The 13,918-nt window shown below is 35.1% G+C and carries 10 protein-coding genes and 2 pseudogenes; all 12 read left to right on the forward strand.

Features of this window, described 5'->3' with window-relative positions:
* Positions 1–307: 307 nt before the first annotated feature.
* The 12 genes and pseudogenes from MVE64_RS27805 to MVE64_RS18595 all read left to right on the forward strand — a co-directional run bounded on the left by MVE64_RS27805 (position 308) and on the right by MVE64_RS18595 (position 13,887).
* A pseudogene (locus MVE64_RS27805) lies at positions 308–1,284 on the forward strand (sugar phosphate isomerase/epimerase family protein).
* Positions 1,285–1,303: 19 nt separating this feature from the next.
* Positions 1,304–2,329: a bifunctional inositol 2-dehydrogenase/D-chiro-inositol 1-dehydrogenase gene (gene iolG / locus MVE64_RS18550; protein ID WP_247340170.1), complete on the forward strand. Its 1,026-nt coding sequence runs from the start codon at positions 1,304–1,306 to the stop codon at positions 2,327–2,329.
* Positions 2,330–2,386: 57 nt separating this feature from the next.
* Complete coding sequence (locus MVE64_RS18555; protein ID WP_247340171.1) at positions 2,387–3,790, forward strand: sugar porter family MFS transporter; 1,404 nt, start codon at positions 2,387–2,389, stop codon at positions 3,788–3,790.
* A 538-nt stretch (positions 3,791–4,328) separates the two neighbouring features.
* Positions 4,329–5,531, forward strand: coding sequence for a Gfo/Idh/MocA family protein (locus MVE64_RS18560; protein WP_247340172.1), 1,203 nt, complete (start codon positions 4,329–4,331; stop codon positions 5,529–5,531).
* 577 nt (positions 5,532–6,108) lie between these two features.
* Positions 6,109–7,071, forward strand: coding sequence for a sugar ABC transporter substrate-binding protein (locus tag MVE64_RS18565; RefSeq protein WP_247340173.1), 963 nt, complete (start codon positions 6,109–6,111; stop codon positions 7,069–7,071).
* 74 nt (positions 7,072–7,145) lie between these two features.
* Positions 7,146–8,639, forward strand: a pseudogene (locus tag MVE64_RS18570) (sugar ABC transporter ATP-binding protein); the annotation flags it as partial.
* Positions 8,640–8,736: 97 nt separating this feature from the next.
* Positions 8,737–9,210 carry an ABC transporter permease gene (locus MVE64_RS27810; protein ID WP_345740650.1) on the forward strand — a complete coding sequence of 158 codons (474 nt, stop codon included), beginning with the start codon at positions 8,737–8,739 and terminating at the stop codon, positions 9,208–9,210.
* On the forward strand, positions 9,191–9,739 hold the full coding sequence (locus MVE64_RS27815) for an ABC transporter permease (RefSeq protein ID WP_345740651.1): 549 nt from the start codon (positions 9,191–9,193) through the stop codon (positions 9,737–9,739). The genes MVE64_RS27810 and MVE64_RS27815 overlap by 20 nt, the downstream gene beginning before the upstream one ends.
* 235 nt (positions 9,740–9,974) lie before the next feature.
* Positions 9,975–10,901, forward strand: a complete 927-nt coding sequence (locus tag MVE64_RS18580) for an AraC family transcriptional regulator (protein WP_247340174.1) — start codon at positions 9,975–9,977, stop codon at positions 10,899–10,901.
* Between the two features lie 885 nt (positions 10,902–11,786).
* Positions 11,787–11,990: a hypothetical protein gene (locus MVE64_RS18585; protein ID WP_247340176.1), complete on the forward strand. Its 204-nt coding sequence runs from the start codon at positions 11,787–11,789 to the stop codon at positions 11,988–11,990.
* A 532-nt stretch (positions 11,991–12,522) separates the two neighbouring features.
* Complete coding sequence (locus tag MVE64_RS18590) at positions 12,523–13,296, forward strand: TerC family protein (RefSeq protein WP_247340178.1); 774 nt, start codon at positions 12,523–12,525, stop codon at positions 13,294–13,296.
* A gap of 162 nt (positions 13,297–13,458) precedes the next feature.
* Positions 13,459–13,887 carry a MerR family transcriptional regulator gene (locus MVE64_RS18595; protein ID WP_379052860.1) on the forward strand — a complete coding sequence of 143 codons (429 nt, stop codon included), beginning with the start codon at positions 13,459–13,461 and terminating at the stop codon, positions 13,885–13,887.
* Positions 13,888–13,918: the final 31 nt, after the last annotated feature.

Below are 13,918 nucleotides of genomic sequence, written 5' to 3' on the forward strand. Positions count from 1 at the left end.
TATATAATTATATTAGAAGTGATGAAGATTATCTTTTTTTACAACCGAATGATAACGATTACAAAGTTGATATTGCAAGGTTTTCATTTGTTAGTTGTAAAAAGAGGTGTATATATGAGTTTATACCTTTTTTAAAAGTTAACGATTTTCATATCTAGATAATAAGGGAAGGGGGTAGATTTTAGTTTCATTAAAACATAAAAATGTCATTTGATATTGTTATAAATCAATAATCAAACGGGGTTAGATTTTAATTAGTTATTTTCTTAGTTTCTTAATTTATTATCTTTTAGGAGGAATAGATAGGATGAAAACTGGTTTAGTTACGGATATTCTTGGATACATGTCATTTGAAGAAATGCTCGATACTTGTGTTGAGAATGGAATAGAAACACTAGAGTTAGGCTGTGGAAATTGGTCAAAAGCACCACATGTAAATTTAGATCTTTTACTTGAAAATTCGGTTGAAAGACAAAAGTTCCTAAATTCAATTAAAAGTATAGGACTAGAAATTGCTGCATTAAACTGTTCTGGTAATCAGTTAGAACCAACAGAACAGGGAGAGGCTCATAAAGAAGTTGTGGAGAAAACATTCCGACTTGCAGGACTTTTAGGAGTAGAAACAATTGTCATGATGTCTGGTTGCCTAGTGGTGGTCCAAATGATGTGACACCAAATTGGTTAACACACCCTATTTTACCTGAACACTTTAAAACATTGGATTGGCAGTGGAATGAAGTGGCTTTTCCATATTGGGAGAAGGCAGTAAAAGTTGCGAAAGAATACGGTGTCAAAAAGATAGCTATTGAAAATCTAGGATGTAATCTTGTTCATAACCCAGAAACTTTATTTAAATTAAGAAATGAAGTAGGAAATATGGTAGGAATGAACTTAGATCCAAGTCATTTATTCTGGATGGGCGGAGATCCTATCTTAGCTGCAAGGGAATTAGGAGAGGCTATTCATCATGTACATGCAAAAGATGTTCGAATTGAAAGAGGAATTAATGACATTAATGGTTTAATTGATGTGAAACCAATGGAAAGCTTCGCAACTCGTTCTTGGAATTATGTAGCTCTAGGTTACGGACATGACATTGGTTATTGGAAGGAGTTCTTCACTGTTGTTAAGATGATGGGTTATCAAGGACCAATTGTTCTAGAAATGGAAGACTTAACAATGGAACCCCTTACAGGAGTTAAGAAATCTATGGATGTATTAAAGCAAGCTTTACCTAGAGATTTTAAAAGGACTAACTCAAGCAATTATACACTTGTTAAATAATTGAGGAGGTATGTATAGTATGTTTTTAAAAATAGGTGTAATAGGTACAGGTGCTATCGGTCAGGATCATATTCGAAGAATTACAAACAACTTAACAGGAGCAAAGATTGTTGCAGTGACGGACGTAAATGCTGAACAAGCAAAAGCGATTGTTCAAAAGGAAAATCTTGATGCTAAAGTATATGAAAATGGCCATGATGTTATTAACGCAACTGAGGTTGATGCAGTGATTGTAACTTCATGGGGTCCTACACACGAGGAATTTGTGTTAGCTTCCATTGCTGCAGGTAAACCAGTGTTTTGTGAAAAACCGCTTGCAACAACGGCTGAGGGCTGTAAGAAAATCGTTGATGCTGAAATTGCATACGGTAAACCGTTGGTCCAAGTAGGGTTCATGCGACGTTACGACAAAGGATATCGTGCATTGAAAAAGGTCGTTGATCATGACAAGATCGGTGAACCGTTAATGGTGCATTGTGCACATCGTGCTCCTTCAGCTCCAGGTTTTAGTGGAGATATGGCATTAACCGATTCTTTCGTACATGAAATAGATGTTTTGAGATGGTTACTCAATGACGAATATGTGTCTGCCCAGGTTATTTTACCTAGAAACACACGATTAGTAGATAAGGCTTTGCAGGATCCTCATATTGTCTTACTAGAAACAAAACAAGGAATCAGAATTGATACAGAAATATTTGTGAATTGCCAATATGGGTATGATATCCAATGTCAAATCGTTGGAGAAACAGGTATAGCAAATTTACCTGAACCCTCTAGTGTCGTGTTACGCAGTGAAGCAAAACTTTCAACTGATATTTTAGTAGATTGGAAGGATCGCTTTATTGATTCTTATGATGTTGAACTACAAGAATGGATTAATTCTACCTTAAAAGGAGAAATGAATGGACCATCAGCTTGGGATGGCTATGTTGTTGCAGTAACGGCAGATGCGTGTGTTGAAGCTAAGCATACTGGTCAAATTGTGCCAATTTCTATACCTGAATGTCCTTCATTCTATAAAAAAGATTTCACTCTTGTGTAATCGATTTCACTATAGATGCAATGTCCTTATTTTTTATCAGGGTAGGGGGATACTTTCATGAGTAAACAGGTAAACCAAACTTCTTTCTTACGAACAATTGTTTTAGTAGCGACCTTTGGTGGTTTGCTTTTTGGATACGATACGGGCGTTATTAATGGCGCCCTACCTTATATGTCTGAGGCACTGGGTCTTAACTCATTTACCGAAGGTCTTGTTGCAAGCTCGCTTCTTTTTGGTGCTGCGCTAGGTGCGGTATTCGGAGGTAGACTTTCAGATTATTATGGGCGCGGCCAGAACATTCTTTATCTTGCAATCTTGTTTTTTGTTGCGGCACTTGGATGTACGTTAGCTCCAAATGTTACAGTTATGATCATCTTTCGATTCTTACTCGGATTAGCAGTAGGTGGTGCTTCTGTAACTGTACCGACATTTTTAGCAGAAATGTCACCTGCTGACAGTAGGGGGAGAATTGTAACAAAGAACGAGTTGATGATTGTTAGTGGTCAATTATTAGCATTTGTTTTTAATGCTATCCTAGGTAATACAATGGAAGATAATATACATGTATGGCGATATATGTTGGCTATTTCTTCCCTTCCAGCTATTTTCCTTTTCTTTGGGATGTTAAAGGTACCAGAGAGCCCACGTTGGCTTGTTTCAAAGGGGAAACATGATGATGCCTTACGTATATTACGGTTAATTAGAGATGAGCAGCAGGCTAAAGCAGAATTAAGTCAGATTAAGGATGCGATTGCTGCTGAGTCAAATCTTGAAAAGGCATCAGTTAAGGATATGTCTGTTCCATGGATGCGCCGTATTGTGTTTATTGGAATTGGAGTAGCTGTTGTGTCACAAGTGACAGGTGTAAACTCAATTATGTATTATGGAACTGAGATTTTAAGAGACGCAGGTTTTCAAACATCTGCAGCATTAATTGGTAACACTGCGAATGGTGTCATTTCAGTTTTAGCAACTCTCGTCGGTATATGGCTCCTAGATAAAGTAGGACGTAGACCAATGATGCTTACCGGATTATTTGGAACGACAACTGCTCTTCTTTTAATTGGTATCCTTTCATTCACACTTGAAGGGTCAGCTACACTTCCATATGTTATGTTAACATTAACAGTAACATTTTTAGCTTTTATGCAAGGGGCGATTGGACCTGTATTATGGGTAACACTTTCAGAAATATTCCCATTGAGGTTGAGAGGTTTTGGAATGGGAATAAGCGTATTCTTTCTTTGGATTACTAACTTCTTTATCGGTTTGTCATTCCCGATCATGCTAGAAAATGTAGGACTATCTGGTACTTTCCTTGCTTTCGCAACGGTAGGAATTGTATCTCTCATATTCATTTTCAAATATTTACCTGAAACGAAAGGACGCTCACTTGAGGAAATTGAAGAGTTCTTCCGTACGTATGATAAGCAAGATGAGTTGTTAAAGAAAGTGAAATAAACACACTAAATAATTCTACCATGCAGTAAATAAAGAACCTTTTTGTAAGCGATACCATACTGTCTTTGCTTTTAACAAAGGTTATTTCTAATAAATTGACTAATGCATGAACGACCGTAGATGCGTTTTGTTAATCATTTGCTTAACTTTGACTAAAATTAGTGAAAAAGCTTCGAATCTATAAAATATGTTCGAAGCTTTTTTTGTATAGAAATGCAAAAATAGCCTTTGTTTACGAACTGATTTATAGACTGATTCGTTCAACTAATAACCTATATCTTATCAAGTTTTCGAGTGGTTTTGAAATTGAGATGTCTATATGAAATGAATAAAATTTTTGGTATTCAATACTAATTCGTCTCTAAAGTGAAAAAAGAGGTCTTGAAAAAACAAATACGTTTTCTATGTTGCGTCTTACAATAATAACCATAAAGCGATAAGTAGTAATTAAGTTTACACTTATTGTGAAGCGCTTACAAATATACTTTGTAAATAAAGTGCATTTGTAATGTATCAACTAGTAAAGAGAGGGATTTTTATGTTAAATGGAGAAAAGAAAATTGAAAGACCTTTACGTTGGGGAATGGTAGGCGGAGGAAGACTTGGTCAGGTTGGTTATAAGCATCGTATTGGGGCGCTTAGAGATAACACTGCATTCCAATTAGTAGCTGGTGCATTTGACATTGATCCTGCTAGGGGAAAAGACTTTGGTATGAATATTGGCGTAGCTGAAGAAAGATGCTATGCAGATTATAAAACAATGTTCGCTGAGGAAGCAAAGAGAGTAGATGGTCTTGAGGTTGTTTCTATTGCAACTCCGAATGGTACTCATTATGAAATTACGAAAGCCGCATTACATGCAGGTTTACACGTTATTTGTGAAAAGCCTTTGTTCTTTACTTCAGAAGAAGTGTTAGAAATTAAGGAACTTGCTGAGGAAAAAGGTAAAATCGTAGGTGTATCATATGGATTCTCTGGTAACCAACTGTTACTTCAAATGCGAGCGATGGTTGAAAAAGGTGAAATTGGAGATGTTCGCCTAGTTGAATTACAGTATACGCATGGATTCAATGCGACTGATGATGGAGACAAATTTAGTGATGCACAGAAGTGGCGTGTAGATCCTAAGATTGCAGGACCCAGTTATGTTTTAGGTGATTTATCTACACACACATACTATATGTCACAGTTAATTTTACCACATATGAAAATTGAAAAGTTATTATGTGACCGTCAAAGCTTTATCAGCAGTCGTGCACCACTTGAGGACAATGCTTACGTGTTAATGCATTATGATAATGGCGCTGTAGGAAGACTTTGGACATCATCTGTTGATGCAGGTTGTATGGATGGACATCGCATTCGTATCGTAGGTTCAAAAGCAAGTTTAGAATGGTGGGACAGCAAGCCAAACGATTTAAAATATGAAGTACAAGGTCAACCAATTCAAACATTAGTTCGTTCAATGCCTTACTTAGATGAAAGTTGTAATGCGGATGAGCGTTTAGCTGCTTTACACCAAGAAGGACTTTCAGAGTCATGGTCTAACATCTATTTGAAATTTGCTATTGCCATCGATGCGAAAATGCGTGGAGACCAAGAAACGTTAAATACACTTATATACCCAGATATTAATGCGGGACTAGAAGGCGTTCGTTGGATTGAAAATTGTGTACGCTCTGCAGATCAGGGATCCGTTTGGATAGATTTTGAGAGTAATAAAAATACTGTGTTACAGTAATAGCGTAAAACTGGTTAGTAATAGTAAAAAGCTTTATTGAAAAAGTGGATTGATCAAAAAGGCCAATCCACTTTGTTTTGTTATTAAATATTGTTAGGTTAAAAGGTTCATATGGTTTAGGTAGTAGTTTACACCGGACTTTAAAGTGGTTTGAAAGAAAGTACATTATAGTATCCATATAAATTTATATATAAAGTTTGCTCCCTTTTAATTGAAAGCGCTTAAAAAAGTCTTTAAAATACAAAAACACGTCTCTTTAAGATAAATACTTTCATTTTTCGTTGTCTTATAATTCTAATTATTAGAAAACCTTTCAAAATTATTTGAAAAACAATGATAACGATTACATTGTGTGGTTTCTAAACAATCTCTTAAATTGAAGGAGTGGTAATGAAGACGATGAAATGAATGAGAAACTTCATTTTAAAGTCTTAATGATTCAAAAGGGAAAATTTGTATAGTGAATTAGGTAGGACTTGTTGGCGTATAGCTAGAATTACTTTTGCGGTTTGCTTTATGGAAAAAGAGAGCGAATACAAATGAGTGCTTTTTACAATTTTAATCTTGGGGGTAAATGATGAAAACTAGAAAAAGAATAGTAGCAGTTATTACACTTATCATGATGTTCATTTTGTCAGCTTGCGGCGGGGGAGAGGAAGCAACTTCAGGGAATTCTAGTGATAAAAAGGTAATAGGTATCGCTTTACAAAACTTTAGTGACGAGTTCCGTACTTATATGATCGATGCAATGAAAAAAGAACAAAAAAATTATCCTGATATTGAATTTATCTATAGTGATGCACAGAATGACAGTGCAAAGCAAATGAATCAAATTGAAAACTTTATTGCACAAAAAGTAGATGCAATCATCTTTACACCTGTAGATACAGTAGCTGCTGTAGATATAGTAGCACGTGTCAATGATGCTGGAATTCCAATTATTGTTGCAAACCAGACGTTTGATGGTGTTGACGCAGCAACTGCTTATGTTGGTTCTGCTTCTATTGAAGCAGGTTTGTTAGAAATGGAAGAAGTAGCAAAATTAATGGATGGAAAAGGTAACGTTGCTATTATGCATGGACAAATGGGGCATGAAGCTGAAATTAAGAGAACAGAAGGTAATAAACAAATCATCGAAAAGAATCCAGACATGAAAGTAGTCTTGGAAGATACAGGTGAATGGAACAGAGAAAAGGGTTTAACGTTAATGGAAAACTGGTTAAACTCTGGTCAGCAAATTGATGCGGTAGTAGCTAATAATGATGAAATGGCAATCGGTGCAATTATGGCATTAGAAGCTGCTGGGAAACTAGCTGAAGTAGTTGTTGCTGGTGTAGATGCAACACCAGCCGCTTTAGAGTATATGAAAGAAGGAAAACTTGATGTAACGGTATTCCAAGATGCAATTGGTCAAGGAGTAAGTAGTATCCAAACTGCTGTAAAAGCAGCTAATGGTGAAGAAGTAGAAGATGTAATGATTCCATTCAAACTTGTAACGCCCGAAAATGTAGAAGAGTTCGCTGCTATATACAATAAGTAGATTTATTATATTCGAGACAGATGAAAGGAAATTCGCTTCCTTTCATCTGTTATTAATTAGAAAGGGGGCTAGATATGGATAAAAACTATATTTTGCAAATGGAAAATATTACAAAAGAGTTTCCGGGAGTAAAGGCTCTTGAAAGTGTCCAGCTAAAGGTGAGAAAAGGAACGGTTCATGCTTTAATGGGGGAAAATGGAGCAGGAAAGTCTACACTCATGAAAATCATCATTGGTATGTATACACCGGATGAAGGAAGGATTATTTTTGATGGTGAAGAGCTAGTGTTAAAGGGCATTAATGATGCTTTAGATAAAGGTATTTCTATGATCCATCAAGAGCTCAAAGCCCAATCCCAGCAATGACAGTCGCTGAAAATATCTTTTTGGGCAGAGAACCAACTTACGGAAAAAGTGGGATTGTTAACAATAAAGAGTTATATAAAATCACACAAGAGTTATTGAATAGTTTAGAAATTAACCTTAATCCAAAAATGAAGATGTCTGAGTTAAGTATTGCAAATACTCAGATGGTTGAAATTGCTAAAGCCATCTCTTTTAATTCAAAGTTAGTCATCATGGATGAGCCAACATCTGCCATCACAGATAAAGAGGTTGCCCAATTATTTAAAATGATTCGCTCTCTTAAGAAGAAAGATGTCGGCATCATCTATATTACTCATAAGATGAGTGAACTTTACGAAATTGCAGATGACATTTCAGTATTTCGAGATGGAACATATGTAGGATCAGAATCTGCACAAAACCTAGAAAATGAGAAGCTTATTAAAATGATGGTGGGTAGAGAATTAACTCAGATATTTAATAAACCAACTCCTAAGATAGGAGAGGTTGCTCTTTCAGTAAAAAACTTAACGAAAAACAAATATTTTAAAGATGTTAGCTTTGAGGTACGTAAGGGAGAAATAGTAGGATTCGCGGGTCTGATGGGCTTCTGGTAGAACAGAAATACTAGAAACAATATTCGGATTAAGAACTCCGGAGAATGGAGAACTGTACATTCATGGTAAAAAGGTGAATATAAAAAATTCACGAGATGCAGTTAAAAATAATTTAGGATTTTTAACAGAAGATCGAAAGTTAACGGGCTTGTTTTTGCCTCTTTCTGTTAAGGAAAATATGATAACTGTAAATATCGATAGTTATATGTCATTGGGATTATTAAATGATAAGAAAATTATTAACGACTGTAATAAGCAAAAGCAGCAGTTATTAATCAAAACACCTAATATTGAAGAAATTGTTGGGAATTTAAGTGGTGGAAATCAACAAAAAGTTTTATTGGCTAGATGGTTGTTAAAAAACCCAGATATTTTATTCTTAGATGAACCTACCCGTGGAATTGATGTAGGGGCAAAATCAGAGTTTTATAACTTGATATTTGAATTAGCTAGTCAGGGTAAAGCGGTCATTGTTGTATCTTCCGAGATGTCAGAAATACTTGGTTTATGTGACAGAATTATGGTTATGCATGAAGGTGAAATTGCTGGTGAATTAAGTCGCAAAGAGGCTACCCAGGAAAAAATCATGCATTATGCAACAGGGCAAGAAAAAAGAGGAAGAAAAAATGTTGCAAACTACGACAGTGTAATGCATATAGGGAGCATGGACTTTATGAAATTTATATGTTTGGGGGAAACCAATGATGAGTACGAGACTCGAAACAAATGCTACCGAAGTAACTCAAGTTAAGAACAGCAAGTTTAAAGTCAATCCAAGAAATCTATTGAAGAAGTACGGTATTGTTCTTATTTTACTATCACTTATTGTGATCATGTCAGTATTAACACCACATTTCCTTACATCTATTAACCTTATTAATATAGTTAAACAAATGTCAATTATAGGAATTATTGCAATTGGAGTTACTCCTATTATTATCACAAAAGGAATAGATTTATCTTCAGGTTCACTAATCGCACTAGTATCAGTAGTCGGTGCTACTTTTGCACAAGCAGGACAATATCCAATAATTGTTCCAATTATTATGGCTTTAGGTGTAGGTCTGTTAGCAGGTTTAATCAACGGTACATTAGTTGCTAAAGGTACTACTTGCTCCCTTCATTGCAACATTAGGTATGATGACGGCAGCTCGCGGAGTGGCAATGCTTGTCAGTGACGGAAGGCCGATCGGAAATTTAGATTCAGCGTTTTTATTCATTGGTCAAGGGTCAATCTTAGGGGTACCTGTTCTTGTTATTATTTTTGCACTAGTCGGTATTATCACTTGGGTATTATTAAACAAAACAAAAATAGGTAAGTATATATACGCAATTGGTGGAAATGAGCATGCTGCGGTTACAGCTGGAATTAATGTAAGTAGAGTTTTAATTATTATTTATGCATATGCTGGTTTATTAGCAGGTCTTGCCGGTATGATGTTAACTTCAAGAATCGCTTCTGGTCAACCTCAATCTGGTCTGATGTTTGAATTAGATGCTATAGCTGCGGCAGTTATTGGAGGTGCGAGTCTTTTTGGAGGAATTGGAACAATAGGTGGAACAATTATTGGTGCTCTTATTATTGGTGTAATGAACAATGGTCTAGATCTTTTGGGGGTAAGTTCTTATTGGCAACAAATCGTGAAAGGTGCCATAATTGTAGCGGCTGTTTACATTGACTCTAGAAAGAATAGTAAGAAATCATAAATATAGTATATTAAGAGATAGGCTATTCATTGATAATAATTGAGTTATTTCACTAAATAATGTAAAAAATGTTCCATCAGAATGAGTAGATCGTTGCTGTAGGAATTGTACTAGAACAATATGTTCTTTTCAACCAGTGCCATGTAATATGAACAATAGAGGACATATAAATAATGAGAATGATTTCTTAACATGAAACATCCTTTTTCAACTTAGGGCAAGGGAGGGGCTTGTTTTGAACCTAAATGAATATACGTCGGGAAAAATCACGTTAAATCAATATGCTCATCGTTTAGCGCACAATGGAGCTTCTTTTTATGTTCACTACTGGGGAGTCATGCCAAAGCACTATGATAATATGTTTCATAAACATTCTTTTTTTGAAGTGTGTTTTGTAGTGGATGGGGAAGGAGAATATATAGAAGAGGGATGTACCTATCCCATACAAAAAGACATGATCTTTTTTTCGAGGCCAGATGTTTTACATCAAATAAGTAGCAAAGATGGACTATCTCTTCTTTACGTAGCTTTTGAATTAATAGAGTCAGAATCAAATGAAGAATGGATAAAGATTATGGATGATGTTAGGAACTGTAACGAAATCATCATTGATGTAAATAATGAAACACCTGCCCTACTTTGGAAATCCCTTCTAATTCAATCAACAAAGTCCGAACAGGCTTTTTTTGAGGAAATGATACCAAATTTAGCTTATTCCCTTATTCTTTCCTTAGTTCAAACTTTTAGTTCACGTTCTTTTAACAAGCATCAACATCATACACCTAAAACGGCGTCTTCACTCTTTAATATTGCGAAATTGTATATTAAGGATAATCTTTCACAACCATTAAGACTTACAGATGCAGCAGGCCATCTTCATATATCTGGACGCCATTTATCCCGGATATTCGTCTCGGAAGTGGGTGTGAGTTATTCGGAGTTTGTCCAAAATGAGAGAATACAGAGAGCTGCCACCTTACTTAAAACAACTGATTTATCTATTAAAGATATATCAGAAGAAACAGGTTTTAAAAATATTCACTATTTTACTCGCGTCTTTACTTCTACAATGGGTATTTCACCTGGGCGATTTCGCTCTATCTATATAGACTCAAAAGCAACCACTTATACAAAGGGACAGGTGCAAAAACAGGTACGTTAAAGAACTATTATCATAAATAAAGACAATGTAACGGTGAGATGTTGCTAAGCCAAAAAGGAGGTAGTCGAGTTGCTGCCTTCTTTTGTGCGCTTGTCAGCTGTTTGGACTTGTAAGTGATTATATTGATGTGTTCACTTTCGTAAGTATGTGATCAATTTTATAGAAATCTCTTAGTCGATCATGTGGTAGTAGCGATAAGAGGTTTCTTCCTTTTTTTAATGCGAGTATTGGTATTTTTCCCGTTTCTTGGTGATAACTATTGTTGATTCATTCACAGAGCTTTTGTACGTACTGATGAATACCAGAGTAATGTGAGCGAGAATAAAATGTTCAACATTGGTACTAATCAAATAGTCAAATTATCAGTACTGATATATTGTACTTGAACTGAACCTAGTTGAACATAGCAGTTTGTAATTGACCTTAGAGGTTTTTCATTGCTTAAAGTAAGGGTACTAGCTATACATATTGTTTAGGTAGGCTAACTTTTATCATTATTTCTTATTTACACTAAGTTTAACAAAATATTTGATTACACCAATTGCACAAAAATTGCACAGACTTAATTTATTTCATTGAATTCTATTAACTTATTTTACAACCACAAGCTAAAAACGTTGATTTATCAATACTTATTTAACTCAGTTTTATTACATTTAACTCTATTAATTCCTCACCCAATTTTGATAGGGGAGAGGTCGGGGGTTCGAATCCCTCTAGGATCATCGGGTGAAAAGGCCTATAAACGTTGATATATCAATGTTTATAGGCTTTTTTTATCGTTGATTAAATCCTCTTACATCCCTTGTGTTTTTTAGGTAATAACATAGTGTTTACATGACCTTTAAAATTTTTAGTCATGTTGATTTTTCTTTATAAGATTCATTGAGCTATAGGATTTTTTATGGAGATATTAGTATAAAGGCAGGTATGCTTTTTCAGTTAGCTAAAGAAAAAGATCCTAAAAAAGCTTTAGCAGACTTTGAACATCTTAAACAAGTTATTTCCTTTAGCAATAAAGTGGGTGCGATCGTTTGTACCAAGGTAGGGGCGATTGCTGCCATACCAAGTGTTGAGGAAGTTTTATAGACATAAAAGTTAAAAACATATAGGTTAGAATGTAAAGATTATCTCTATATTCAATTATAGGAAATACAGGTGAGGAACTGGGTTCGAATTCCTATGGGTCATGCAAAATATGAAGGGATAAAAAAATGAAATTTTTAAAAAGGACTATGAAGAAATAGTTGACAAAATTGAATTTATCATATATAGTTTGATTAACTAAATAGTTCTCCTAAAGGGGAGTAGCTTTTACAGCAAAGTCGTCATTTCGGAGATTTCGTATCTCTCGGCTTTGTTGGCAACGTTCGGTTGTTAGCAAGACCTTTACCTATTGGTAAAGGTCTTTTATTTTTATTAAAACCTTTACCGTTTACGGTAGAGGTTTTTTCTTTTTACCGGAGACTGGAAAACTTTTTTATGGAAATTCACTTTACAGAAGGAGTGAGTCAAAATGTTGTTTTGTCAGTGTAGTTATTTGTTGAAAAGTAACCTTCAAGATTGAAAGTTTACTGACTGAGATTTATAAACTAAGAGTAAATAAGGAGGAGAAGGTAATTTGGAACTTTCAATTTTAATGGAGTATGGTTGGGTGTTAATCTTATTAGTTGCACTGGAAGGCTTGTTAGCAGCAGATAACGCTCTTGTTTTAGCAATCATGGTTAAGCATTTACCGGAGGAAGAAAGAAAAAGAGCTCTCTTTTATGGTTTAGCAGGAGCCTTTGTGTTCCGATTTGGTTCACTCTTTGCGATTTCGTTCCTAGTGGATGTGTGGCAGGTGCAAGCGATAGGTGCTCTATACCTATTATTTATTGCTATAAATCATATAGTAAGAAAGCTTGTATTTAAAAAGAAAGAGGAAACAAATGAAGAAGAAAACAAAAAAGGAAAATCTAGTTTTTGGGGAACTGTTTTAAAGGTTGAATTAGCTGATATTGCATTTGCAGTTGACTCAATTTTAGCTGCTGTGTACCTCGCTATGACACTGCCAAACACAAACCTTCCACAAATCGGAGGAATGGACGGCGGTAAGTTTCTTGTCATTTTTGCCGGTGGAATTATTGGATTAATTATTATGCGTTTTGCAGCTAACCTTTTTGTTAAGTTACTTCATTCAAGACCAGGTCTTGAAATAGCGGCTTTTGCGATTGTTGGATGGGTAGGAGTGAAGCTTGCTGTGTTAACACTAGGACATCCTGATGTTGGTGTACTTTCTTATGAATTTGCACATTCCACTGGATGGAAGCTCTTCTTCTATACTGTATTAATAGGAATTGCTGCTGCAGGGTGGTTCTTAACGAAAGAAAAGAAAGAAGAGAAGCAAGCTGCATAGTGGATTATAATTAAAAAGCTGCTCTTCGTAGAGCAGCTTTTTAAATACGTTCTTACGCTATCGGGTTAAGAAAAATAAGCTTGTTGTAAACAAATTGTGAAATATTTATTAATAATCAGTTTATTAGTTGTAAATTCTACGTTTGGTAAATATAATCAAACTATCACGTTATGGTTTGGAGGGTTATCCTTTGGGACTGAAAAGTTAAAAATCGGTGAACTGGCAGAAAGAACAGGTGTTACAAAAAGAACAATAGATTACTATACTAATTTTGGACTTCTGAAAGCAGAACGTTCCCCTTCGAATTATCGTTATTACGATATTTCTGCTGTTGAACAATTAAATGATATCGAAAAATGTAAAGAACAAGGAATGTCGTTAGAAGACATAAAGAAAAGAATGATTGACAAAAACGCAGAAGAAATAGATGTTTTGGAGTTACGTCTTAAAATAAAAGGATTAGAAAAAGATGTAGCAGAGGTTTTATCTCAACTTGAAAAAAGCAATTTAAAGAATCATGAGTTTGTAAAAAAGAATGTTTCTCAAGAAAGCCTGTCTTTGATTCAATCATTGTTATTACTACTCAACTAATTCATATTATTACCAGGAGGTGTACGTCTTA

This window comes from Metabacillus endolithicus (assembly GCF_023078335.1).
GTDB lineage: Bacteria > Bacillota > Bacilli > Bacillales > Bacillaceae > Metabacillus > Metabacillus endolithicus.